General features: G+C 33.3%; 19 protein-coding genes and 1 pseudogene. 6 read left to right on the top strand and 14 right to left on the bottom strand.

Features of this window, described 5'->3' with window-relative positions; translation table 11 throughout:
• Positions 1-23: 23 nt before the first annotated feature.
• The gene (locus tag ABH959_RS12040; RefSeq protein ID WP_098988617.1) at positions 24-1,898 is read right to left on the bottom strand and encodes an ABC transporter ATP-binding protein; all 1,875 of its coding nucleotides are present in this window, start codon (positions 1,896-1,898) and stop codon (positions 24-26) included.
• Complete coding sequence (locus tag ABH959_RS12045; protein WP_404453777.1) at positions 1,895-4,141, bottom strand: ABC transporter ATP-binding protein; 2,247 nt, start codon at positions 4,139-4,141, stop codon at positions 1,895-1,897. The genes ABH959_RS12040 and ABH959_RS12045 overlap by 4 nt, the downstream gene beginning before the upstream one ends.
• A 340-nt stretch (positions 4,142-4,481) precedes the next feature.
• On the opposite strand from ABH959_RS12045, the gene pssA reads away from it, so the two are divergent.
• Entirely contained in the window at positions 4,482-4,973 is a 492-nt protein-coding gene (gene pssA, locus ABH959_RS12050; RefSeq protein WP_002085344.1) for a CDP-diacylglycerol--serine O-phosphatidyltransferase, read from the top strand.
• Between the two features lie 456 nt (positions 4,974-5,429).
• Here the strand turns inward: pssA and ABH959_RS12055 are convergent, their stop codons facing one another.
• From ABH959_RS12055 to ABH959_RS12075, 5 genes and pseudogenes are all read right to left on the bottom strand, one after another.
• Entirely contained in the window at positions 5,430-6,545 is a 1,116-nt protein-coding gene (locus tag ABH959_RS12055) for an NAD(P)/FAD-dependent oxidoreductase (protein WP_078181462.1), read from the bottom strand.
• A 126-nt stretch (positions 6,546-6,671) separates the two neighbouring features.
• The gene (locus tag ABH959_RS12060; protein WP_016104957.1) at positions 6,672-7,325 is read right to left on the bottom strand and encodes a YdeI/OmpD-associated family protein; all 654 of its coding nucleotides are present in this window, start codon (positions 7,323-7,325) and stop codon (positions 6,672-6,674) included.
• A gap of 161 nt (positions 7,326-7,486) precedes the next feature.
• Positions 7,487-8,254, bottom strand: a complete 768-nt coding sequence (locus ABH959_RS12065) for an arylamine N-acetyltransferase family protein (protein WP_078181463.1) — start codon at positions 8,252-8,254, stop codon at positions 7,487-7,489.
• Between the two features lie 183 nt (positions 8,255-8,437).
• Positions 8,438-8,805, bottom strand: a pseudogene (locus ABH959_RS12070) (DUF4180 domain-containing protein).
• Positions 8,806-9,054: 249 nt separating this feature from the next.
• A complete protein-coding gene (locus tag ABH959_RS12075; protein WP_016104955.1) occupies positions 9,055-9,735 on the bottom strand; it encodes an HAD family hydrolase in 681 nt (226 codons plus the stop codon).
• 491 nt (positions 9,736-10,226) lie between these two features.
• Between ABH959_RS12075 and ABH959_RS12080 the strand changes: the two genes are divergently transcribed.
• Positions 10,227-10,892 carry a response regulator transcription factor gene (locus ABH959_RS12080; RefSeq protein ID WP_000800741.1) on the top strand — a complete coding sequence of 222 codons (666 nt, stop codon included), beginning with the start codon at positions 10,227-10,229 and terminating at the stop codon, positions 10,890-10,892.
• On the top strand, positions 10,885-12,357 hold the full coding sequence (locus tag ABH959_RS12085; protein ID WP_404492635.1) for a sensor histidine kinase: 1,473 nt from the start codon (positions 10,885-10,887) through the stop codon (positions 12,355-12,357). The genes ABH959_RS12080 and ABH959_RS12085 overlap by 8 nt, the downstream gene beginning before the upstream one ends.
• 57 nt (positions 12,358-12,414) lie before the next feature.
• On the opposite strand, the gene ABH959_RS12090 is transcribed toward ABH959_RS12085, so the two are convergent.
• On the bottom strand, positions 12,415-13,707 hold the full coding sequence (locus tag ABH959_RS12090; RefSeq protein ID WP_002168309.1) for a hypothetical protein: 1,293 nt from the start codon (positions 13,705-13,707) through the stop codon (positions 12,415-12,417).
• A gap of 469 nt (positions 13,708-14,176) precedes the next feature.
• Between ABH959_RS12090 and bla the strand changes: the two genes are divergently transcribed.
• A complete protein-coding gene (bla, locus tag ABH959_RS12095; protein WP_404447804.1) occupies positions 14,177-15,112 on the top strand; it encodes a class A beta-lactamase in 936 nt (311 codons plus the stop codon).
• A gap of 229 nt (positions 15,113-15,341) precedes the next feature.
• On the opposite strand, the gene gerXC is transcribed toward bla, so the two are convergent.
• The 5 genes from gerXC to ABH959_RS12120 form a co-directional block, all read right to left on the bottom strand.
• Positions 15,342-16,502, bottom strand: coding sequence for a spore germination protein GerXC (gene gerXC / locus ABH959_RS12100; protein ID WP_000739710.1), 1,161 nt, complete (start codon positions 16,500-16,502; stop codon positions 15,342-15,344).
• Positions 16,489-17,967 carry a spore germination protein GerXA gene (gerXA, locus tag ABH959_RS12105; RefSeq protein WP_404492630.1) on the bottom strand — a complete coding sequence of 493 codons (1,479 nt, stop codon included), beginning with the start codon at positions 17,965-17,967 and terminating at the stop codon, positions 16,489-16,491. The genes gerXC and gerXA overlap by 14 nt, the downstream gene beginning before the upstream one ends.
• A 56-nt stretch (positions 17,968-18,023) precedes the next feature.
• Complete coding sequence (gene gerXB / locus ABH959_RS12110) at positions 18,024-19,103, bottom strand: spore germination protein GerXB (RefSeq protein ID WP_404447811.1); 1,080 nt, start codon at positions 19,101-19,103, stop codon at positions 18,024-18,026.
• 438 nt (positions 19,104-19,541) lie between these two features.
• Positions 19,542-20,219, bottom strand: coding sequence for an ABC transporter ATP-binding protein (locus tag ABH959_RS12115; RefSeq protein WP_404447814.1), 678 nt, complete (start codon positions 20,217-20,219; stop codon positions 19,542-19,544).
• Positions 20,220-20,230: 11 nt separating this feature from the next.
• A complete protein-coding gene (locus ABH959_RS12120; protein WP_404492631.1) occupies positions 20,231-21,661 on the bottom strand; it encodes an ABC transporter permease in 1,431 nt (476 codons plus the stop codon).
• A gap of 513 nt (positions 21,662-22,174) precedes the next feature.
• Between ABH959_RS12120 and ABH959_RS12125 the strand changes: the two genes are divergently transcribed.
• Both ABH959_RS12125 and ABH959_RS12130 read left to right on the top strand, forming a co-directional pair.
• Entirely contained in the window at positions 22,175-22,636 is a 462-nt protein-coding gene (locus tag ABH959_RS12125; RefSeq protein WP_002085364.1) for a GNAT family N-acetyltransferase, read from the top strand.
• Between the two features lie 394 nt (positions 22,637-23,030).
• Positions 23,031-24,032: an alpha/beta hydrolase gene (locus tag ABH959_RS12130; protein WP_002085366.1), complete on the top strand. Its 1,002-nt coding sequence runs from the start codon at positions 23,031-23,033 to the stop codon at positions 24,030-24,032.
• 388 nt (positions 24,033-24,420) lie between these two features.
• On the opposite strand, the gene pulA is transcribed toward ABH959_RS12130, so the two are convergent.
• On the bottom strand, positions 24,421-26,991 hold the full coding sequence (gene pulA / locus ABH959_RS12135) for a type I pullulanase (protein WP_404453787.1): 2,571 nt from the start codon (positions 26,989-26,991) through the stop codon (positions 24,421-24,423).
• Positions 26,992-26,996 lie beyond the last annotated feature (5 nt).

Consider the following 26,996-nt stretch of genomic DNA (forward strand, 5'->3'; position numbering starts at 1 on the left):
AATGGACTTTCGGGACACCTAACTCAAGAAGCATCCGCACCTTCAAACTGACTATTATAAAGCGAAGCATAGAAACCATCAGCTTTTAATAACTCTTCATGATTACCTTGTTCTACAATATCCCCGTCTTTCATGACAAGGATTAAATCTGCATCACGTATTGTTGATAATCTATGAGCGATAATGAAGCTTGTTCTACCTTCCATAAGGTTTTCCATCGCTTTTTGAATCAGTACTTCTGTACGAGTATCAATGGAGCTTGTTGCTTCATCGAGTATTAATATTTTCGGATCCGCTAGAAGGGCGCGTGCAATTGTTAGTAGTTGCTTTTGTCCTTGGGATACGTTGCTTGCTTCTTCGTTTAGTTCCATTTGATATTTATTTGGTAATGTTTTTACGAAGCTGTGAACGTGAGCTGCTTTCGCTGCTTCAATTACTTCTTCGTCTGTAGCATCGAGTCTACCGTAACGTATATTTTCCATGATGGAGCCGTTAAATAGCCAAGTGTCTTGCAGTACCATACCAAACATGTTGCGTAGGTCTTCTCGCGTGAAGTCTTTTATATCGTGACCGTCGATACATATTGCACCGCTATTTATGTCATAGAAACGCATTAACAGTTTTACAATCGTTGTTTTACCAGCTCCGGTTGGTCCGACGATTGCTACTTTTTGTCCAGGTTTAATGTTAGATGAGAAATTATTGATGATGATCTTATCTGGATTGTATCCAAATTGAACATCTTGGAAGGTAACTTCTCCTTGAACTTTTTGCAGCTTCACTGGATTTTCTGCTTCTGGCACTTCCTCTTCTTCTTCTAAAAATTCGAAGACTCTTTCTGCAGCAGCTGCAGTGGATTGAAGTACGTTCGCGATTTGCGCTACTTGAGCGATTGGTTGCGTAAAGCTTCTAACATATTGCACAAAGGCTAAAATGTCTCCAACTGCGATGGTTCTCTTTACCGCAAGCCATCCGCCTAAAATAGATACAGCGACGTAACCGATATTACCGATAAATGTCATAATCGGCATCATCATTCCAGATAAAAATTGAGATTTCCATGCGGAGTGATAAAGGGTATCATTTACCTTTTCGAATTTTTTTACTTCTTCTTCTTCTTTGTTAAAGGCTTTTACGATATTGTGACCACTATAAATTTCTTCGACCTGACCGTTTACGTGTCCTAAATATTCTTGCTGGGATTTGAAGTATTTTTGTGATCGTTTTACGACTGCCATGATGAGAATCATCGATACTGGCAATATTAAAAGCGCCACTAATGTCATTTGCCAGCTGATGGATAACATCATGATAAGTACACCGATGATTGTAATAACGGATGTGATGATTTGCGACATACTTTGGTTTAACGTTTGGCTCACCGTATCTATGTCATTTGTAATTCTCGATAATACTTCGCCGTGCGTTGTTTTATCAAAGTAATTCAGCGGCATACGATTAATTTTTTCGTCGATTTCTTTTCTGAAGTTATAAGATACTTTTTGAGCTACTCCAGAAATAATGTACCCCTGGATAATACCAAACACAGTGCTCAGTATATATAATCCAAGAAGTAAAATAACAATGTTTCCGATATAGGTAAAGTCAATGGCCGCACCGGGTGCTCCTGATACTTTGCTTACGAGTCCTTCGAAAAGTTTTGTTGTCGCATTTCCTAAAATTTTTGGACCAACGATTGTAAAGGCTGCACTACCGATTGCGAAAAGGATAACGACTAAGATTGATAATTTATAGGGCTTCAAGTATTGAAGGAGTTTATTCATCGTTCCTTTGAAGTTTTTTGCCTTCTCAATCTTTCTCATGCCGCCGCCCATAGGACCGCCACCGCCAGGACCAGGACCGCCTTGTTTTCTATTTTCTATTTTTTTATCACTCATGATGACAACTCCTCTCTTGAAAGTTGTGATAAAGCAATTTGCTTATAAACTTCACAGTTTTCCATAAGCTCTTCATGAGTACCAGTTCCAACTATTTTTCCTTCGTCAAGTACAATGATCTTATCGGCATTCATGATTGTGCTGATTCTTTGGGCAATAAGTAAAACAGTACTTCCTGTAATCTCATTGTTTAAAGCTCTGCGCAATGCTGCGTCTGTCTTAAAGTCAAGAGCTGAGAAACTATCATCGAATATGAAGATTTCCGATTTTTTCGTAAGAGCACGTGCAATAGAAAGTCTTTGTTTTTGACCACCGGAAACATTCGTACCACCTTGTGATATTTCTGTACGGAAGCTTTCAGGTTTTTCGTTAATAAACTCCATAGCTTGCGCGATTTCTGCCGCTTTTGCGAGTTCTTCTTCAGTTGCTTCTTTCTTACCGTATTTCAAATTACTCTCGATTGTACCTGAGAATAGAACTCCTTTTTGCGGTACATAACCAATTTTCTCTCTTAATTCCTTCTGAGATACTTCTCTAATATCCGTGCCATCTATTAATATTTGGCCGCTTGTGACATCGTAAAAGCGTGGAATTAAGTTGATTAATGTTGATTTACCACTACCTGTACTTCCGATGAAAGCTGTCGTTTCACCAGGTTTTGCAGTAAAGGTGATATTGGAAAGCACATCTTCTTCTGCACCTGGGTATCTAAAGCCAACATTTTTAAATTCAACGTAACCTTTCTTGTCTGAAGCAAATGTTTTCGGCTCTTTTACATCACTAATGGTAATGTCAGTATCTAAAACTTCTGCGATACGTTGTGCGGAAACTGAAGCACGCGGAACCATAATAGATACCATTGAAATCATTAAGAAGGCCATGATGATTTGCATTGTATATTGCATAAATGCCATTAAATCACCAACTTGCATATGTCCCATATCCACTTGGTGTGATCCAACCCAAATAATAAGTACAGTAACGGCATTCATGATAAACATCATCATTGGCATCATAAATGACATTAAACGGCTTACAAATAAATTTGTGTTTGTTAAATCTTGATTTCCTTTTTCAAATTTCTTTTCTTCATGTTTTTGATTATTAAAAGCACGAATAACGAGCATACCTGTTAAAGATTCACGAGTGATTAAGTTAATTTTATCTACTAACTTTTGGATACGCTTAAACCTAGGAATCGCGATGCTAAATAAACCAATGACTAAGCTTAAAATCGCGATTACCGCAACTGCGATAATCCATCCCATTGAAAGATCTGTAGTAAGTACTTTAATAATGCCGCCGATACCTAAAATTGGTGCATAGAATACAATGCGAAGCATCATAACCATAAGTGTTTGAACTTGCTGGATATCATTTGTACTTCTTGTAATTAGAGATGCAGTGGAAAACTTATCAAACTCCGCATTCGAGAAGTTTGTAACTTTCCGGAATACTTTCTTTCTAAGGTCTCTGCCGAGTCCAGCAGCTACTTTTGCAGCAAGTAAACTCACGATAACGGTAGCTGCCATACTTACTAAGGATAAAAGCAGCATTTTCCCGCCGGAAGTAAGAATGAAATTAGATTGAAGCTTATCTATATTGATACCGATCTTTTTATACTCATTCTCAATGAATGAAACGGCTGATTGTGTTACCATGCTGCCTGACATATTCTTAAACTTTTCATCTGCCTTTTCTTTCATTGCATTGATTTGATCTTGAGGAAGTTTCGCAATGATTGCAAAAGGATCTGTATTTGGCGGAAGCTTCGCTGGTGTTTTGTTGTCACCCGTCGCAGCAGGAGGGAAAGCAGATGCGCCTCCTTTTTCAATTCCTTGTGTAATTAACATTGGTTTCCCAAAGATATTGTTAAGTTCGTTAATTATATTTTTATCTTCTGTATGTAGCTTATAAAGCGGCTCTTTATCAAGCTGTGGATAATCTTTTAAGTCATTTTTTAGTTCACTTTGAGAGAGGTTGTTCTTATCTAAAAGCGCATAGTTGTCAGCTACTTGTTTCTTCTCATTTTCATTCATAAAGAGCATAAGTTTATCCATTTCACTTTTACGAATAACCTCAGGTACTGCATTTTCTACACCTTTTTGTTGAATCCCTACATTGACAATGTTAGACATATAGTCTGGCAGTGATAGATCACATACTGCCTGCACAGTTAAAAGACATACAACTGCAATGATGGAAGTAACAAATGGTTTTAAATGTTTAATGATCTTTAACATTTAATTCATCTCTCCATTTTCCTTATCTAATTTTTTTAGTTTTTACTCCGTTTCTCTCCTTTATTCTTCGTATTCTCAGTAATTCATTCTAGCAGCTCTTTACGCATTTTCGACCACAGATTAATTTTATGACTATATGAAGATATAATGCAACTTTTAGAGAGAATAGACTTACCTTTGATCAAACATGTTTATAAACCAACATAACGTACAGGAAATCGGCTTTTCTCTTGTCGAAATTTACTTAGCATACAGTGGTCATATATTTTCAAGAATAACGGAAGAATATATAGAAAATGCTACATAAATGTGAAGTTTGATCAACTTAGGGGGGACAACCTTGTTCAATCAGATAGTAAAAGCTGTACCCAATTTATTTACGATTGGAAATTTATTGTGCGGTGTTTTTTCAATTACCATGAATATGAGTGACTATTTGGAAGTAGCCTCCATTTTTATTTTCTTTTCAGCTGTTTTAGATCTCCTTGATGGAAGAATTGCGAGAAAATTAAAAGTGAACAGTGAGTTTGGTGTACAATTGGATTCCTTAGCTGATATTGTTAGTTTCGGAGTTGCGCCTGCACTTCTATTTCATTCGATAGCAACACCATCTATTTTAACTTCTTTGGCATTTATCCTTTTCCCAACGATGGGTGCTTTAAGATTAGCTAAATTTAGTGTAAAACCAACCATTGGATATTTTAAGGGATTACCTATTCCAGCTGCTGGATTACCATTGGCCGGTATGGGATTGTTTTCATATAGCAATGCATGGATTACATTAATCCTCGCTCTCTTAATGGTAAGTCCAATTAGGTTTAAAAAACTTTAATTGGGATCCCGTCTATCGCTTTAATTTCATTTGTGGAACGGTTCGCTAACATCCATCAAGTTGAGGGTTTTGATGTTATTCATCATTTTACGAATGCAGCGATGGGACAGACTTTAAAGAGCTTACCTATTGTAATTGCTCATAATAGATTGTGAAATTGAATAGCCTCCAGTTTTTGAGGCTATTGTTAATATTTCTGATATGTATAAAAAGAAATGATATTCTCCTCTATATTGAACGAATCAACCTTTTTTCTCTAATACCTCAAACGATAAAAATGCACTTCGTTGCTATAAAAGGCAAAAATTTTTCGTTTTGTGGGTTATCTATTTTCTTAGCTTGATAGCGATGTGGTGGTACCTGTTTAAAAGAACTCCTACCTCCCCAAATACTTAGTTACTCCCAAATAACATGACAAAAAGATTAGGAAATCACTCCTAATCTTTTTGTTTATTACTATTCCATTGCCCCAGCAACATCATAATCATTTAAATCTAATTCAATCGGTTGCCCTAACGCAAGTTTAGCAAGTTCTGATCCTAAGTATGGACCTGCTGTTAATCCTGAAGCACCTAATCCGTTCGCAATGAGTATGCCTTCAAAATTAGGTAGTGGTCCAATAACAGGTAAGAACCCTGGTGTAAACGGTCTAAAGCCAACTCTTGTTTCAACCATTGTACCATCTTCTAAACCAGGCGCTACTGTTAACGCTTTATGGAATACTTCATGTAAACCACCAGCTGTTACACGGTGATCGAAACCAGTATCATTCTCATGCGTTGCACCAATTACGACATGGCCATTGTCAAATGTTAAAATATATTGATCGTTCGGCGGCATAACAACTGGCATATTTTCTGTTGCTGTATTTTCCATTTGTAAATGAACAATTTGTCCTTTTTGGAACGTAACTAAGAAATTAATTCCTAATGGGTTCAAGATTTCGTTCGCCCATGCGCCTGCAGTTACCATTACCTTTTCCGCTACAATTGTTTCGTCGTTTACTTTAACTCCCGTAATATGATTCCCTTCACGGACTAATACTGCATCACCTTTTATGAAAGTTGCACCATGTTTTTTCGCAGCGCTTATTAATGCGTTGCGTAATAATCTTCCATTTACTCGTGCAGCGCCACTAATATGAACAGAACTATATTCTTCCGATAATGCTGGGAATAATTTTTTCGTTTCTTCAGCTGATAAGCGAGTGATTTCACCAATCTCCGGTGCATCTTCACGGCGTTTATACGCTCTCTCTTCCATTTGATCTAGTTTTTTCTCATCAGTATGTAAACTAATTGCACCTACACGGTTGTAACCTGTATCCGTTTCACCGTCTTCTTCTAATTGCTGAATTAACGAAGAATAGTAACGTGCACCGCCTTTAACGATTTTATACCATGCTTTATTACGACGTTGCGACAGCCAAGGACAGACAATACCTGCTGCTGCGTCAGTTGCTTGACCTAACTCTTGACGATCTACAATAGTAACCTTCGCACCAGCCTTAGCAAGATGATAAGCAGTAGATGCTCCTAAAATTCCAGCTCCAACTACAATATACGATTTCATTTCAAACACCTTTTCTCTTTTGCTAATTATTTAAATATAAGAACATACTTTAGTATACTGAAAGGAATCCTTTTTTCAATGTGTTCAACGTAATTAATTGTTGCATCATTGTGACGTTCCTAATCGTTATTTTTTCTTCTTACGGAATAATTCAATTGTTTTATAGCCTTGTGAAAGGATTTCAATCATTTTCTCAAGACGTTTTTCACGTGTTTTTTCTTGTTTTACAGAAAATAAATTACGTGCCCAATCTTTTTGATATCCAGGAGTTAAACTTTGATAAAATTTAAGTTCAGTGGGATGATTAGCCAATAATGCTTCCACATCTTGAATTCGATCAGCATAATCAGCAACACATTGACTTGCAGCAGGCGTTTTCTTTGCTTTTTTCTTTTCACGTTTTAAACCAACAACAGTGAAAACGTCATCCATACTTACCATTCGCGCAAATTTAATATCACTATTTCCTACATATCCATCTTCTCCAACATTTAACGCTGGAAACATTTCATCACGATGAATAAAAGTACTGTAACGAGCATTACCTTTTTTCGGATAAGCAAAAAAGACATAACCTTTCTCAAGTAACAACTCTTCATTTTTAATAATGAAATTTGTATGCTCTACCATCTCATCAAGCGTTTCTACAAAAATAAAAACAGCATCATGCTCTTTAGAAAATGTAGTTGGTTTATCTCCAAACACTTCATAATCGTTCGGTTCGTTAATAACCACCATATTCGTATACTTATTAAGTTTCAATTTATCGATAACTGACATAATAATCTTCCTCTACATTCAATATTCATTTTATATATTTTTTATACTGTTCTAGTGTATTATATCTATTAAGAAAATCAAACTTTAAATTGAGAACGGAATCTACTTGGCTCGAAATAACAAAATAGCCGATTCCAAATAGGAGTCGGCTATTCACTTTTTCATAGTTCAATATTAAAAAGTGAATGTAATAGTTCTCTATATTGATTCCCTGTAATTTCACGCTTACTTTTTTCTCCGTAAATAATTTCAGTTAAACTAGCATTCGTTAAGGAAACATGACCAGAATCCGTCAACTTTACTGCAATCGGCCCTTTATTGAAAATAGACTTCTCATCTTCTATCACCTTTTTTTGAACCTCATTTACAATTGACTCATCAATAACATGATTATAAAAAGCATGACAGACTTTCCACTCTTCATCAACATCCATTCTTTCTAAAACATAGTTTCCTTTGCTTGTATCTTTCCGTCTCACACGGTACATGCCGTTTTTAGAAGAAACCGGTTGCCCAGAAAACGGAACTGGAACAAGAGGTACCAACGAAGCAATCCCTACATCAATTAAATATGTTTCATTATCAAAATTTATAATAATAGTAATATGTCCGTCCTCAAGTGCCCATGCATTAATATCATTTTTATAAACTGTTCCTAATGCTAGCTGAGCATTAAAACCACAGTCTTTTAAAAAATAGTAGAAAAGAGTATTTGATTCATAACAAAGCCCGCCACGCGAACTTGTTAATATTTTCTTCTGTAAGTTCTCTTTTGAAATTTCATTTGTATTACCTGCTATAACATCTAAATTTTCAAACGGTATTGTATGCGCAAATGCAAAAAGCATTGTACTTAATTCTTCAAATTTCACTTCAGTATGTTTTTCAAAGTTCAATCTTTTAAAAAGCTGATCTTGTAAACTTGTCATATTCAGCACCCCTTAAAAATTATAAGTTAAACTAATATATGCTGATTGTAAATTTTATGAGGTACTGTATCCATGCATATTTACAGTTACTGTACCGGTACAAACTCCGAAAACATATTTGTATCAGAATACAAATAAGAGGCACCATAACGGATGCCTCTTTCGAAATACACTTTATATCATTTACTTCAATGAGCTTAACTTTTCAATTGCTTGTTGTTCAGTTGCTAAATAAAAAAATCATTACCTTTATTACATTCAAAAATAAAGTCTTTTAAGCTTTTACTAGTGTACATAGAGAAATCTCCAACGATAGCAATCTTTACTCTGTAATTTATAAACTTTTGAAGAATATCACCCGCAAGACGTGTTTTTAAGTCAAAGAAACTTTCACTTATTAAAGATTTGTGGATAATAATACGCTTTGAATCTACTTCATATTGAACTGTTGCCAAAAGATCTAATGCAGATTGAACATCAGATATTACTAACGTATCGTTTCTTACGACAGCAATATTTATTCCGCCGGTTACTATTTTCTCTAATTCCATAGTCTCACTCCTCTATAATTTACACATCATGTAGTAAACATGCTTTGCAGCTCTTCATATTGATCATGGCTCAAAATTCCCTCTATACCATTTAGCCCTTACTTGAGTGATACGTATTACATCATGAAAATGGATTCTTTTATCTTAACTACAAATATAAATATAGTTTTATACTTCTCATACGGTCAATGAAATTAAGGATAATCTATCTTTTAAATATTTTTGAAAATTCATCTCTCCAAATTGTTTTTACTTGTTATAAAAATATTGTGGAGTGACATAACTTAACAAACTATCCAAGGTATTAATCTCGGCATATGGTTTTATTTCGGTAGTATTCGTGATCATATGAGGGTTAAACCATATACCCTTTATATTTACATTTTGACAACCAGCAATATCCTTTTCTAAGTCATCTCCAACAAATAGTACATCTTCTGGTTGTACATTTAGCTTCTTTAATGCTAATTCAAATATGCGTTTGTCAGGTTTACTAAATCCCGTTTCTTCAGAAATAATGATTGTATCAAAATGACGATTCAAATTCGTGTTAATTATTTTAGCTTTTTGTCTCTGAGTTGATCCATTTGTTATAATTCCAACTTTAACATGCAACTTTATAGTATTTATAATATTAATAGTACTTTGGTTTATAGAAAAACATTTAGGAAAATTATTATTCCAAAAATCTTGAATACTATTGCGTGGTAATCTATATTTCGATGGGAATTCATTAAAAAATGATTCCAAAACCATTACTTTATCACTGTGACCATAGCTTTTTTTATCATATTCTTTGAATTTCTGTAACATAATGTTTTTTACTGCATGTTGCTTAACATCCTCATAAAACTTCTCTAAAATAATGGAGAACAATTTATCTACTGCCATATCCCTATCAAGTAACGTATCATCTAAATCAAATAGCATTGCTTTATAACCCCTCAAATCATTTCACAACCTTTCTCACATTATATAAATACCCCCACTTTAAACTTTTGGTTTAGCCGGAGAATTGTTATGTAGGTGATTAACGATTAAACAGAAACTAGATAAAAAAACTCCAAAGTTTGTGGTACGCGCTCTACGCTCTACTATTTCGGTGGCTTTTTTATTGAAATTCATTTTCTATTTCCCCTTCTGGTAAAGAAGCGAAAATATATTTTCATACAATTTAAGAAATTACATGTATTTTACATTATTATACATTAGTTTTTTGTAAATATTAATCGCTCATCTTTTTATACGATGAGTATTTTTTTAAGCATACAATTATTTATCCGTAAAAAAGTTATGTGGCTATTAATACTTATTAGTTGATAACACACAATCTTGAACGTAGAGCTAACAAGATATACGTCCTATTCATCTCCACATAAACTCCAGATAGTAAGGCTATAATGACTACCAGAGGTGATATTATGAAAAACTATCATATTCTCGTGGTAGAAGACGATCAAGAAATTCAGGAATTAATTAAACAATTTTTAATGACACAACAGTATACAGTTGTAGTTGCATCAGATGGATTAGAGGGTATGACACAATTTAATAAGCAATCCTTTGATTTAATTCTTCTAGATGTAATGATGCCCAATCTTAATGGATTTGAAGTATCCAAGATGATTCGAAGTCAGTCAAACGTACCAATTATTATGCTAACTGCATTGGAAGAAGAGGAAGATCAAATGAAAGGTTTCGATCTTGGAATCGATGATTATATAACAAAACCCTTTTCGTTTCATGTTTTGATTAGACGAGTCGAAGCTGTACTTAGAAGAAGTTATGATAAAAATGTAAATAATCATTTGGTATTTAAAGAAGTACGTATCGATGTTGATGCATATAGAGTATATGTAAATGACGTTGAAATTTTATTAACGACAAAAGAGTTTGAAATTCTACAACTACTATTTCAAAATGAGAGAAAAGTACTCACAAGAGAAAATATCGTAGAAAAAGTTTGGGGGTACGATTATTTTGGAGAAACACGAATAATTGATACACATATTAAAAACCTACGTAAAAAGTTAGCTATCCCTTATATTAAAACAATAAAGGGTATTGGTTATAAAATTGATGAATAGTATTGTGAAAATCATGAAGATGAAGCAAATTACTTATAAACTCTTTATGACTACCTCTCTCATTTTGTTATCCTTTGCAGTATTGATTTATTTAACTTTATACTTCTTTCTCCCTACGTTTTATGAGCAATACAAAACAGATCAACTTCAAACAGGGATAAAAGAAATCATTGATAAATCTAAAGATCTTACGTTTCAAGATGCGATACCACTTTTTGATGAATATGCAAAAAAAAATAATGCGATGCTTTATCTTCAAAATAATGAGGGAATAATTAAATACTCTCCTTCATTTTCTTTTACTCAAAATGGTTCGCAAACAACAGTAGTTACTAGATCCACACGGTTCGAGAATGCAGGTACCCTTAGCAATTCATATAACGTTACGAAACCAATTCAATTCCAAGATGGTAGTTTAACGCTTATAGTCTTTGCTACATTTCAACCAATTGATGAAGCTTCACAGGTTTTAGTACGCTTTCTCCCCTATATTAGTATCATTGTACTCATAATTGGTGTAGGGAGTGCTTATTTCTATTCCAGGTTTATTACAAAACCACTTATTTATATTAATGAGGGTGCACAAAAGATGGCAAATTTAGATTTCTCCGAAAAAATTGAGGTTCGCTCTACAGATGAGTTAGGAGAATTATCTAATAGTTTGAATGACATGTCTATTAACTTACAACAAGCTATGTTTGATTTAAAAAAAGCAAATCAACAATTAAAAAATGATATTGAAAAAGAACGAGAAATAGAAACAAAACGCAGAGAGTTTTTTGCGATTGTAGCACATGAATTAAAGACCCCTCTAACTGTAATGAAAGGATACTTAGAAGGGATGATATACAATATTGGCCCTTATCAAAATCGTGATCAATATTTAAAGAAAAATCATCAAATTATTGAAAGTATGGAACAATTAGTCCGTGAAATTTTAAGCATGTCGAAATTAGAACAACACACCTTTAAACTAAAAGTAGAAGAAGTTAATCTTTCGAAGTTAATAGATACAATCACAAAAGATCTCGAATTTTTTGCTTCTCAAAAAAGCATCCAAATAATAAAAGAAATTGATTCTGATCTTTCTGTTTATACAGATCGTGTTCTTTTTGAAAAAGCATGTAAAAATATTATCCATAATGCGGTTATGTATTCACCACATAATGAAAAAGTCTATATAAAGTTAAGTGAGGATTCTAAACAAGGTCAAATCAAAATGCAAATTATGAATACAGGTGTCAATATTAAAGAAGAGGATATACAACAAATTTTCAAACCATTTTATCGAATTGAAAAATCAAGGAATCGAAATACTGGAGGAAGTGGTTTGGGGCTATATATTGTTAAACAAATTCTTGAAACGCTAGATATAAAATATTCTATAAAAAATATGGAACATAGTGTACAATTTTGCATGAACATTCCATTATCTAAACAAAAAACAAACAAACTCCCCTCTTAGTAGGACGAGTTTGTTTGTTTTTTGTAGTTTTAGTATTGATATTTTTCGAGTTACTTTTTAAGCAATATTGGGATTAGCTTTTTTACCAATCCACATACCTAAGCCCACCATGCCAAGCCAACAGCAAATTGCTAACATAAACATCAATCGTTGTACGGATAACCCTTCAATCTGCATTTGACCCTTCCCAACAATTGTTTGGAAAAGTTGCGACCATTCGACATCGTAAAACACCCCTACTCCCACAATCACAATCAATATAAAAAATTGTAAAAATATATTCCCCATATTTCTCCATGTTGTGTAAATGAGTAAAGAAAGCTCTCTATGTGTAGCATTCACCATATATACTTTCATATTATTTTGAGAAGAAATACTATTAATGGCATAGCTTCCAAATGTAACGCTAAGGACTATAAATATTGGAGAATAAAACCCGAATATCATGATTAAAGTACTTACTAAAAACAAATGGATTGGATTAACTTTCTTAGCAGCTTTGATATCTAAAAATATGGACATCAAAATCCCTAATAGGTATGGTCCCACTACAATGAAAATACAGGTTAACATGTTATAGAAAGTAAAACTATAAAAAATACCCATCAAAAATAAATATCCATTTCCTAATCCAAGTAAAAATGATTCTGCCTTTAAGCGGATTGGTAAAGAAGATGAAAGTTTATGAAAGAACTTTCCTTTCAACAAACTCAAAAACATGAAACAAATAAGCGCTATAGAAAGTAGAAAAAAATAAAAAATATATTGTTCATTATTTATGTTACGACTTGTTCGAATCAAAAGAATAAGCATTGAGACAAAAAGAAACTTTCCTACAACCGATACGATGGAGATAGGTAAAAGCCCTTTGGCTAACTCTGTTCTCGGCATTTTTTTTATAGCAAAAAGGATACTGATTAAACAAATCCCATATATGCATGTTATCAGCGGCGGCGATAAAAAACTAATCGCTAACAAAACGATTATTAGTAAAAGAAAAACGATACCAATAATAATCGCTTGTTGATTTTTATTATAAACCTTTCCCCCGCCTTCCACATGTAGAAACAATAAAGTACTCGTCATGGTAGAAATTGTACTAACTGCAAAACCAGAAACTAACGCACTTATTTCTAGCCATCTTGAACTCCATCCAAAGAAAGTAACACTAAGTAATGATACTATCAGAATAGAAACAGTCCAATATAAGGAGCGGTGAATCCCAGCCTTATTCACAATAGGTATCCAGATAAACACACCCGTCATATAAGTTGTATAAAACAGGATTGATGGCCAGTATCCCTCAAAGCCTTTCGAAATCTGTAATCCATAAACAATGTAAATAAGCATGGGTGTAAAGATAGTCGTTATTAGTAGACTAAATGTAGTTATACTTTGCACCACAAGTCTTTTTTGCTTTGTCGTATGTATCGTATAACACCTCACTTAAAATGAAATCAGTAGTTGTTATTACTTATTCTGTCCGGAACGAGGTTGTTATATATGCGCAATCCAATTGAAATTCCCATTACGAGGTAAACTCAATCTAAATCCACATTAAATTAAGTGGCGTGCAAAAAAGATGGATTTTGTGATTCTTATAAATAAAATTAATGGATATATTCAAAACCTTAATCATAAATGGAACAAATGTGTTACTTAGATTGTCTATTACGTATAAAAAAGGTGCTTTTGGTAGTTCTCTCATTTTGTAATGCAAGAAACACAAGATGAGTGCTATCCTGTGCATTTGTTAATTGTATAGGTATGTAAAATACCTATACAAAATCCATATATTCTTGAAAGAGGTTGAAAATGTATGATAGTTTCAAAGAAGTTTTTTCACATTTCGCATTATAAAAAGATGTTACCTGTAGTATTACTTTCATGTGTAACGCTTATAGGCTGTTCCAATAGTAATATTCAATCCGCACCACCGAAACAAACCAAACAAGAAAATACAAGTAATCATTCTTTTGTAAAGCTGGAAAAAGAATATGATGCTAAACTTGGTATTTATGCATTAGACACAGGTACGAATCAAACCGTTACTTATCGTTCAGATGAACGGTTTGCATACGCATCTACCCACAAAGCCCTTGCTGTTGGAGCACTGTTACAAAAGAAATCAATAGAAAATTTAGATCAAAGAATTAAGTATACTAGCAAAGATCTTGTGAATTACAATCCAATTACTGAAAAATATGTAGATACAGGTATGACTCTGAAAGAGCTTGCGGATGCTTCCCTTCGATATAGCGATAATACTGCACAAAATCTTATTCTTAAGCAATTAGGTGGGCCAAGTGAATTCAAAAAATCACTGAGAGAAATAGGAGATACTGTCACAAATCCTGAACGTTTTGAACCAGAATTAAACGAAGTGCAGCCAGGAGACACTCGTGATACTAGTACCCCAAAGGCATTAGCTACTAGTCTTCAAGCATACGCGCTAGGCGATATACTTTCAGTTGAGAAACGGAACTTTTTAATAGATTTGATGAAAAGAAATACTACGGGGGACAACTTAATTCGTGCTGGAGTTCCAGGAGAATGGGAAGTAGCCGATAAGACCGGCTCTGGGTCTTATGGAACAAGGAATGATATTGCAATCATTTGGCCACCAAATAAAAAGCCAATTATTCTTGCGATACTTTCTAATCATGCGAAAGAAGATGCGAAATACGATGATAAACTTATTGCAAATGCAACTAAAATAGTGTTAGACGCTTTAAAAGTAACAAATAAATCATAGTAATGAATTTAAGCTGCTCCTACTTTACGGCACATTTAGTTTTAAAGACTAGTACTTATCTAAACGCTAAGAAGTGTAAGCGTATTTTCAGACAACGAAGGAGGTAAAAGCCTCCTTCTGCTCCTAATCGAACTCTCATCCCATTCCGCCACCACATCGTAGTGGTCTTTCGCGTTCGAATCTCCTATTTAGAGTTAATATTTTACGTTTCCTTTCATCTTCAACCATTCTAATGCTCAATCATATTACGCATATTTTTAGATTTTCCATTTGTAGCTATATTAATCGAGACATTTAAATCTAATTCTTTATTTTGAAGGGGTATCCCCCCCTCTTTTTTATATTGTTTCCACAATTTAGAATTCTGCCGATATAAGGAATGTGATAACTGATACGTGTCAATCCCTCTTTCGATTCCTTTTCGGTACGTTTTTTTAATTTCTTTTTCAACTTGGTCCTCTGCAATTTTTTTAATATCATTTACAGGCATAGAATTTATTAATTGAAAAATATCAGCATCGAAATGGATGTTCATAAGCATACGTAACTTTCCATTTTTAATAAAATGCTTTGTATCTATCTTTGGATTTTTTAATACTATATGTCCAATGATTTTCTTGTTAAATTTTAATAGTAATGGAGCTCGTTTGGTATTTTCATCCGTCCATCGAACCCCAGCAATATCATGGCTGTTTAAATGATTTATATAGGATTTATCGTTTATAAAACCATAACCACTAAATTTTAACATTGGAAATGATGTATGTCCTTTTTTCCAATATGTTTTAGTCGTAGCTAAGAATGGAATGCGAGTTGTCATCCCAGGTTCATAATAATTTCTTTGGAATTTATATAAAGGTAAAGGATCTATTATTGTATATTGCTTGGTTATCTCTTTTGGTAAATTAATGATTGTATATAATTGAGAAATATTTAATATATTATTGTTCGCTAATATATTTTCTAAAGGCTCCTTAGTTCCAAATATCCACATAGTATCTCGAAATTGAAAAAACCGAGAAAAAAAATCATTAAATTGATTTAAGTCACCATGTTTTAGAAATCTCTCTGTTACAACAATTGTTTTGAGATGCTCCCATGAGATTTCTTGTTGAGCACCCTTATAAAAATCAAATGCTGCCTCATCTAAAATGGGGCCTTTTCCCTTTCCGATATAGGCCTGGCTGTAATTACGGGTAGTGCTCCCTTCTTGTTTAGCTATGTTAGAAAAATTAATAAATTGCGGACGGATGATATAGTTATTATCTTTAAAATCGATACCTAGACTATTTATATACAAAACGTGATGCAACTCTCTTTGATCCCAACACCCTGTTAGAAACGTACACATCATAAAAAGAAATATAACTATTCTTTTATTTTTCTTCATCGGTACTCTCTCTTTTCCTTGTATTATCTTGCGTATGCAATTCTTTAGGTCTTTTTTTCATATACGTGAAAGGAAGTCTAAATGTGGCTGCTAGCATACTTTTAAACACAGGGGGTGAATATGGTGTAAAGAATGGAACTCCAAAAGAGCGTAAATTTACTACATGTATCACCATCACAAGGACACAAAAGATAAATCCTACTATGCCTAATAAAGAAGATACTAAGAATACTACATACCGCAATATACTTATTATTCCTGTTACTGACTGATTAGTTAAAGCAAATGTCGAAACAACCGAGATTGCTATTATAATGACCATAGATGCTGAAACAATTCCTGCACTAATAGCAGCTTGTCCAATAATTAATCCCCCTACAACAGATAATGTTTGACCGAATACGGCAGGAACACGCAATCCTGCTTGTCTCAAAATTTCAAATAAGGTCATCATAATTATCCCCTCTAAAGGAGCTGGAAAAGGAATCCCTTCTCTTGATAAGCTTAATGTAGCTAGCAACGTATAGGGAATCTGATCTGGATGATATGTAATTAGTGCTATCCAAATTCCTGGAAGAAATATAGAAATTGCTATCCCAAAAAGACTTACAAGTCGTACAAAGCTACCGAATATGTAGAAAAGATCTTGATCTTCAGATGTATTCACAAAAAAAGGAAATGTAACTGGTGCAATTGTCGCTGTTGGTGACCCTTCAACCAGTAAAATAAAACGCCCATATAGCAAACAATTCACAGTATAATCAGGGCGCCCTGTATATTCGACTAAAGGAAATACACTAAATTGATTGTTTGTGATTAACTCTTCAATTTGTGCACTTGAAACAACCCCGTCTATTTTAATTTGTCTTAATTTTAATCGAACTTGATTAATGATATCTTGGGATGCGACATCTTTTAAATACAGGAGTGCTATTTTAGTTTGTGTTCTTTCTCCAATAATAAATTCTTCATAACTAAGAGAACTCGTTTTTAGTCTTTTTCTAATTAATCCTATATTTGTGTTTAACTCTTCAACAAATCCATCACGTCCACCACGAATGGTCATCTCTGTATTTGTTTGTTCAACCGATCTGGTAGGTATTTGGGCAATATCAACTATATATCCATGTTTAGATTCTTCAAAAATAATAAGGAGGTTACCTTCAAATATAATCTGAGAGATAGTTTCATTCGAATTTACCATATCTAATTTCTTTACTGATAACTGGGGAATTAATGTTGAGAGGTTAAACTCTTCTATTGAATTACTTAAAAGCTCTTTGCAAACATGGGATGATGTGGCTTGTTTTAATTTTGTATTGTCAATTAAGTTTTGACAATACATAAACAATACTGAATTCCTTTTTTCTTTCTCATCCAATTCACGCTTTATTACTTTTACATCGTTGCATCCTTCAAACCACTCTAGTATTATCTTCTCATTTATTTCTACTTGTTTGTTCATCTACGTTGTCTCCTTCAAACTCAGCAACCTTATATAAAATACATCCCCATACTCTTTTAAGAGCTTTTCTTAAATTTAGCAACCCATACAAACACTATTAGTAAGATAGAAAACAAAAATAGCCCTAAAGCTGAAACTGGTAAAATAATTTGAGATACAAACCAATAGAAACTAGAGTCACTGATGGGTAGTATACTTATTAATAAAATACATGAAAGTATTGCAAACATAATCCCATTTCTCGTTTTTCGATTTGTAATTGATAACAAATCTGGTATAAGAAAAACAACAAGTGATAGACGAATAAAGATCCCTACAAGCCACTGATACACGGAGAGAAAGTCTAAATTTTCAATGTACCTTCCTATTGACACAAGTCTCCATTCTTCAAATGCTGGATATCGTTGGTTTGCTGCTACGAAAGGTCCAAATTCTATAATAGCTGCCATAACTGGGCCTATTGTGATACCGATAATAACCATTCCCAAAGCGATCAGTTGATATAATTTGACTTTTGAACAAATGTGATGCTGTAAGAAAAGAATAAAAATCAACTCTAAAAATCCTGCTGCAGGATAAACCATTCCCTTAAATACTGGCTTCATTCCATTTTCTATCATTGGCTGAAGTAAAGAATAATCTTTATGCGGAACATTTGCAAACATTACAAAAAAACCAAGTAGGAATACAATAGGTAACAAAACACCTGTTGTAAGTGCAATAGATTGAATTCCTCTTGTAGCATTATAGAGACAAATCATTGAAAAAAGTATTCCTAATACAAAGTGAGGTGTTTCTGGTAAATAAAAGGAGAAAAAGGTTAATGTTTCTTTTAGTGCAACGACACCAATTGTTATTAAATAAATCACAACTATGAATATGATTGGATATACACTGAGTTTCCCAAAATTATTTTTTAACCACGAAAACAAGTGTTCATTTTTTATGTTTCTATATATGATGAATATTAATGAAATCCAAATCAAGTATATAATGCTTACTAATATGATAGAGATCCACGAATCTCTACCTGAGGTATCTAATAACATAGGAATCATAATGACATGATTAATTATCCCAATACTACCAATGAGTATCATAGAAACTTGAAATAAAGTAATTGTTTGCTTAGTCATACATACCACCATATTTTGTAATGAATAAATATTACATAGTATAACTGATACATTGCATCTTTATTCCAAATGGTTAGTGCTTAGAGCCATGGACAATTAAACGCTCTTATTTATAAAATCTATCACATGAGATGTAAGCTAGTTCATTTTTTCAAATAAATAATTAAACGGGACAGTATTTAGATCATACACCTAAATACTGTCCCGTTTTTTATATGCAATTCTTCAATGATATAGTAAACCGATCATAACAAAAAGAACCTGTAGAATATACTACAAGTTCTTTTCTAAAAATTGTTAAAAAGGGAATAACAAACTATCTTAACATTCAATACAGGGAGACCATTTTAATTATGGCTTGGTTATATTGTATATCAAATATAAATATTTGAAGAAACTGATTTCGAAAATTATGTGAATTAAAAAACTAGGGTGATATTAAATTTCGTTTACTACCAACTTCTTCTTACATAAATAGACTGCACGGTCTGATTTTTTAGCAACTTCCTGTGAGTGCGTCACAACAATAATACATTTATTTTCTTTATGTGCAAGTTCTTGAAACAGTTCTATTATATCCATTGCCGTTTCTTCGTCGAGGTTTCCTGTCGGCTCATCCGCAATCAGTAAATCAACATTACAAGATAACGCTCGAGCGATTGCTACACGCTGCTGTTGCCCGCCACTTAGTTGCAGAACATTTCGTTTCGCTTCTACTTCTGTAAGTCCTACTTTCTCTAATAATTCTAACGCCCTTGCCGTTTTATTTTGCACTTTAACACCTGTAATTTCCATTGCTGTTAAGACATTTTGAAGAGCAGTCATATAGGTAATCAAATTATAAGATTGGAAAATTACCGATACATTTTGATTACGGTACCGATCCAAACCAATTTTCCGAATATCCTTTCCATTAAATAGTACATAACCATTTTTAGGTATATCTAGCCCACAACCTAAGCTAAGCGTAGTGGTTTTACCAGATCCGGATGGTCCTAGAATCGTGTAGAAATGTCCTTTTTGAAAAGAAAAGTTAACATTTTCTAGTATCGCTACTTTTTTTCCGTTACTTTCATAATAATAATCTAAGTTTTTAAATTGTAAAATCGTCTCCATATCGAGCCTCCTTATTCATCTTTTAAAAGAATTTGTTTTGGATTCAGGCGTAGAATAGATAATGCTGGAAGAAGCGTTGCTAATATAGCAATAGCTAGTCCAATCCCCCCCATTTTCCCTACATCTTCTCCAGTTACACTTACATTAATTTTATCAATTGGATCCTCTTTTTGATTTTGTACAGTTCCACCAGGTCCAGCTACCATTACAGTTCCATTTTGTGGTGTGTTTGTTTCTTCTCCTGCTGTAGCAATTTCACTCGAAAGTAAATTATTCCCTATAAATTGAGAAATTTTCGCTCCTGTTGTTATGGATAATCCAAATGCTAAAATAGCGATACATACTACTTCTACTACGAACTGCGCCATCAGTTTCCACTTTTTCTCTCCAATGGACAATAGAATCCCCATTTCCTTACGACGTGCTTTAATCGATAACATAATGATTAACCCTAAAATAATCGCACCTGTAATTGATACAATATAAATAATCATTTGAGAAGTAGATGAGATATTTTCGATAGGCCCAATCATTTGTTTGTACAACGAATCATGTGCATCTAATTTATAATAATTAAAATCAATATCAGATTTTTTTGCTTCTTCTTTAAATGCTTCAATGTTTTGTGGATCTTTCAAGAAATACACGACTTGAATGCTACTTATACCTTGATCTATTTCTAATTTTTTCATAGTTGAATGCGGCATATATAGTTTATTAGCTGGATCCATTATAGGAGGAGCTTGTTGCCCCATTGCTTGCTCATTCGTTTCATAAATACCGATAATTTCAACCTCCAGGGTTTCCTTCTTATCCCCTGATTGCACTTTAACTTTGTCTCCTACTTTCAAGTTGTTTAATTCCGCTAATCGTTTTTCCATTAAAGCTACATTCTGATCTTTCATCTGTTCTGTAATTGGTTTCCCATCAATGATTTTACTTTTTCCATTCTTAAAGCTTTCTTGTAATGCAGTTTTGCGAACTCCCTCAATCATAAAAGAAGAATTCATATCTATTTCTGTACCGGAGCCTGAACCGCCTCGTACAGCCGCCATTCCCGCCTTACCTTTTCCTTCTTCTTCTCCTTCTGAAGCCCCTACTAGTTTAAGTCCGTCAGAAATTCCGAGAGTGCTAGTTATGTAATTATAGTCTTTTACATACTTTGACTTCGCTAATTGATCTGCTTCTTTTGTATTAAGCTTCGGTGGATTAGGCATCTCTCCAGTTTCCCTAGCTTGTTGACCTAATTTGTCAAAATCAAGACTTAAAGTAACATCTGCACCGAGTTTTTTTCTTGCTGCATCAGCAGCTTTTTTTGATGCATTTTGGATTGTGAATCCTGCCAACACTAAATTTGTAACAATTAGGAAAACTGCCATCAAAATTAATGATGTTCCTACTCTTTTTTTCATACTGAGAATTGCTCGTTTCATAAAGTTCATTTTTTCTTACCTCCTTGATAACTTGTATTTTATATAGGTTATCTAGAGTCTATATGGAGCTAATCGGTAGTTTATCTAGAGATATAAGGAGTTTATGTGTAGTTATTCATTGACCTGGTCAAGAAAGACCGGAACACATATTCAAAAACGTAATCGTTTTTGAATATTGGCAAGGAAGTTATGGCTTTAGATAGCATTGAATGAGAGCATACAAATCCATGCTTATTACGTAATTTCTATACAACAAATAAAAACCACCCTATTTGGATGGTTATATGTGTGCTTGTTAAATATGAAAATTCATTAAAGAATATGGAGGTTTATTGAAGTTGGTCGGATTCTCTAATAATAATATTGTGTTAAAAAGCCTAACTTATAATTTTATAAGTTAGGCTTTTATGCTATCTATAAGAAAAAGTTATAGAGACTCATAATATTTTATAATTTAACCTTTTGTATTTAAACAAGTAAAATAAAAGTAACAAGTGCATACATTAAGGAGGTTTTTTGATAGTGACAGAAACTATAACATTTAGGATTGCAACGGCAGATGATTTAGATGAAATTGTAAAAATGCTTGCTGATGATGTTTTAGGAAATAAAAGAGAGCGCTATGAAACACCACTCCCTGATAGTTATATAAGAGCATTTCATGCTATTGATTGTGATCCAAATAACGAGTTGATTGTAGCGTGTGATGGGATGGAGATTGTCGGTATTCAACAAATTACATTTACGCCTTACATTGTACGTCAAGGGGGGTGGAGAGCTACAATTGAGGGTGTACGGACAGCCTCATCAAAACGTGGTAAAGGTATAGGAAGTAAACTTATTAAATGGGCTATTCAACGTGCTAAATTACGGGGATGTCATTTAGTACAGTTAACAACAGATAAAGAACGACAAGAAGCTTTACACTTTTATAAGAAATTAGGTTTTAAAGATTCTCATGAAGGATTAAAACTCTTTCTCTAATGAATATAGCTATTCATATACCAAAAAGACGTATATTGTAAGGTTAATTAACTATAGGCTTCGAAAATTATGGTAACTATCACTGTATTAAATATACAAATTGACACATTGTCTTTCATATAAATTACGTCACTTCAAAAGGTGTACCTTTTGATACGAAAATAAGCAAGTTAATGTTCTCTTTTATGAATGAGAATATTAACTTGCTTTTTAGGTTTTTGTAAAAGATATTTATAGTTTTATTTTATTGATAGCTTTATAATATAATATACAAATTCCCCACCTGTTTTATAATTCAAGCATCTACTATTAGGAAAAGAGAATATTTTACAATTAATTTACAGCATAAATTTTGTCCATCTTTTAGACGATATGTATTTTGGAGGAGGTTAATTTGATTTTTTCAAAACTCATTGATCGATACGCCTTGTATGATTTGCACAAAAAAAGAAGTGTAAAGTTTCAGTATACTTCTCTTTCTAACACCTCACTATATATAAAGGACATAGAATTTTTTTATAAAGTAAAACCATCTCATATTCATTTTAACATTAAGCATTTAAAACAAGAAAAGGAATACATGGTTGGACAATTCAAATATAAAAGCTCGGTTCAATCTGGTGATTCACGCAACGATTCTGTCACTGGGGAATTATTTTTACATAAAAATGAAGATGCACCTCATGTCATCTTTGTTCATGGTTGGAGAATGGATTCTAACGAACGTGTAAAAAAAATATTCCACGACCATATGACCAACTTGAAGTGGAATATGTATTATTTCACTTTACCATATCATTTTGACAGAAAACCGAACCAATCCCTATATAGTGGAGAGTACATGGTAAGTGCCAATGTTGAACGAACTGTAGAAGCAACTAAACAAGCGGTAGCTGATTTACGAACTTTGATCAAATGGATTAAAGCAAATAAAAATGGTCCCTTGATTTTAATAGGAATCAGTTTAGGTGGAGTTATTACTAACTTAACATCTCTTGTTGAACCAGAAATTGATGTGTTAGCATCCATTTTCTACGCGAATCGACTCTCTTATTCAATTTGGAAGACAAATCCAGGTAAATTTATTAGAGAAGACTTGGAACATCATGGTGTTACGTATGATGATTTAATAGCTTATTGGAAAATCACTGAACCGAGTCAAGCATTACCAAAAGTAAAAAAAGAAAATATTTTATTAATTTCAGGCAAGCATGATCTTTATGTACATTCTGAGGATACGGACTATTTGTGGGAATCCTGGGAAAGACCTACGCGATATATTTATACATGTGGGCATGCCGGGATTGTCCTTAAACGTAAAAAAATTGCAACTGATACTATCAATTTTATTCAGAATCGATTGAACTCCCAAAACTTCCCCAAAGACATACCTTAAAGTGAGGGATTACTAAGCATAGAATCTTATACTTGTAATCTTTCATTTTATACCAAGTTCATTTCATATGGAAAAGGGTTACTCATCATTTTCACCAGGGGCTTATTTTTATGAAAAGAAATTATTGTTGTTTACCCTTTATATGCAATATTACATATAAAAATCTTTAATTGTTCTGTTATAATTTTAAGAGTAAATTATTCATCCATTAATTTACACCATCCATATCTACAGTTATGGAAACCCTAATTACACATAAAAAAGAGAAGAACCTTGGTGAGTTCTTCTCTTTTTGTTTATTAAATTGTAATATAATTACAGTATGTGAAATTATATTAAGTTAACTTTTAAAGCGAAGTGAAAACAACCGTCACTTCGCTTTTTGCATTTATTTAATCGGTTTCTCTGTTTTTAAAACTAGTGAACTTAATGCAGAAACTTTAATTTTATTGTCATGGACAACGTAAAGTGTTTTACTTCCCGCCTGATTCCCGTTTACTAGCACTTTCCACGGACCTTTCGATGGAAGTGTTATGTCAACGGCTTCCCTATTTGCATTGTGAGCCACCATAAAATATTCGCTTTTATTCCCACTTCCCTTTCCATCTATTGTATAAGCTACAACATTTTTGGGAACATCGATAAAAGCTACATACTTTTTAATTTGCTCTGCAGAAGTCATACGAAAAGCTGGGTATTTTTTTCGTAAATCTATTAAGCCCTTCATATACTCTACTTCATTATTAAATGCTGCACGGCGTAACCAATCCATCTGGTTAATAGAATCAGGAGATTTGTAACTATTATGATCACCATATTTTGTGCGCATAAACTCTTGTCCTGCATGTAAGAATGGAATACCTTGTGATGTTAATAAAATAGAAGAAGATAATTTATGCATTTGTTTTCGCATTTCTTCACTGTCACCTGAATTAGTCAACTCAAGTTTATCCCATAATGTATGATTGTCATGTGCTTCCACATAAGTTAGCACCTGCTCTGGATCTTGATAAGTAGACGAATTTGTATCATAGTCAATACCTGCCGTAATGCCTTTTTTAATACGGTCTTCCATGTTTTGCTTTCCGTTTACAAAACCATTTTCTTTCTCCTCAAATACGCTACCTTTCAATCCATCACGTATATTATCGTTAAAATGAGCAATCCCTTTCATTTTCTCCGCGTTTTTTTGATTTGCTTTTAATTCAGCTGCTAGAGGTGTATTTAAATCCCAGCCTTCTCCATGCAGAATAATAGAAGGATCAATTTGATTAACAGCTTTACGTATCTCATTCATCGTTTCATAATCATGAATACCCATTAAATCAAAACGGAACCCATCTAAATTGTATTCTTTTGCCCAGTATGTGACGGAATCTACCATAAATTTTCTCATCATCTTTCGTTCTGAAGCGGTATCATTCCCTACTCCAGTTCCATTTGCTAATGTTCCGTCTTCATTGTAACGATAATAGTAACCTGGAACTAACTTATGAAAATTTGATTCAGCGGCATTATACATATGGTTATATACTACGTCCATCACAACACGAAGATTATTATCATGCAGTGTTTGAATCATTTGTTTTAATTCAGTTATTCGAACAGTTGGCTCATATGGATTTGTAGAATAGGAGCCCTCTGGGACGTTGAAATTTTTCGGGTCATATCCCCAGTTATATTGTGGTTCATTTAAATTATCTTCATTTACTGAAGCATAATCAAATATCGGTAAAAACTGAACGTGAGTAACACCAAGATCTTTCATATGATCAAGTCCTGTTTTTACACCTTCAGGCCCTTTTGTTCCTTTTTCTGTTACACCTAAATATTTTCCTTTTTGCTTAATACCACTTTCAGGTTGAATGGAAAGATCGCGTACATGCAATTCATAAATAATAGCATCTTCCGGATTTTTAAATTTTGGCTTTTTGTTTGCTTTCCATTTTTTCGGATTTGTTTCTTCTAAATCAACAACTGCACCTTTATCTCCATTTACAGAAGCAGCACGCACATACGGATCAACCGCTTCAGTCCACTTATCCCCAATTTTCACCTTATACGTATAAAAGAGACCTTTTTGGTTCCCTTTAAGTTCTGCTTTCCAAGTTCCCTTTTCACCTTGTTGCATTTTTATTTCAGTACCTATTTTATCGCTCCATTTTTTATATGTAACTAACTTCGCTTCACTCGCTGTAGGAGCCCATAAACGGAACTTTGTATGTTGCGGAGTATATATATTCCCTAAATCATTACCACCATAATAAAATAAATTATCAAATTCCTCGCTACGAATGACTTTACCGATTTCAGTATTCGCATCAGCTAAGTTTGCTATTTTAACTTTGTATGTTTGTTTTAAATCAATTTTCTGTTCCGTAATTATTTTAACCTTATTAGTAATATCTCCACTATTTTTATCATAAGGACTAATTCCCTTAATTTTAACGCCTTCAATTTCAATTTTCTGTTCCTTACTATTAAACGGAACATTAGTCGTTACAGTAATTTCATTAAAACTATCAATAGTAGCTTTTTGAATTGAGAGATCAGAAGAAGGCTTAGAATTATATACTTTTTCATCACCCGAAAGGATCCATACTTCAGCACGACCATCCCTTATATTTTCAACCCAGTGATCACCTCCATCTTTTTCCCATTCATTGGTACGAACTATAAATCCTACACGATTATAGTCACCATCTATTTTTATCTTAGCGTATTTTCCAAATTCATCTTCACCAGTAAATTCATAAGATTTACCGTTTGCATTTTCTCCCCATACCCAAAGATTCCAGTCTTTTGTATTTCCAGATTTCTCTTTGTAATGAATGATAACTTCAGTTGTTTTCGAATTTGAAACTGCCTTCACACTCTGAAAAGAGAAAACAGATGATAACATAACGATTATGGCAAGTAATAAAAATGATTTGTTAATTAATCTTTTTGTCATTTGCACCACAT

This window comes from Bacillus sp. RC51 (genome assembly GCF_044908115.1).
Taxonomy (GTDB): domain Bacteria; phylum Bacillota; class Bacilli; order Bacillales; family Bacillaceae_G; genus Bacillus_A; species Bacillus_A mycoides.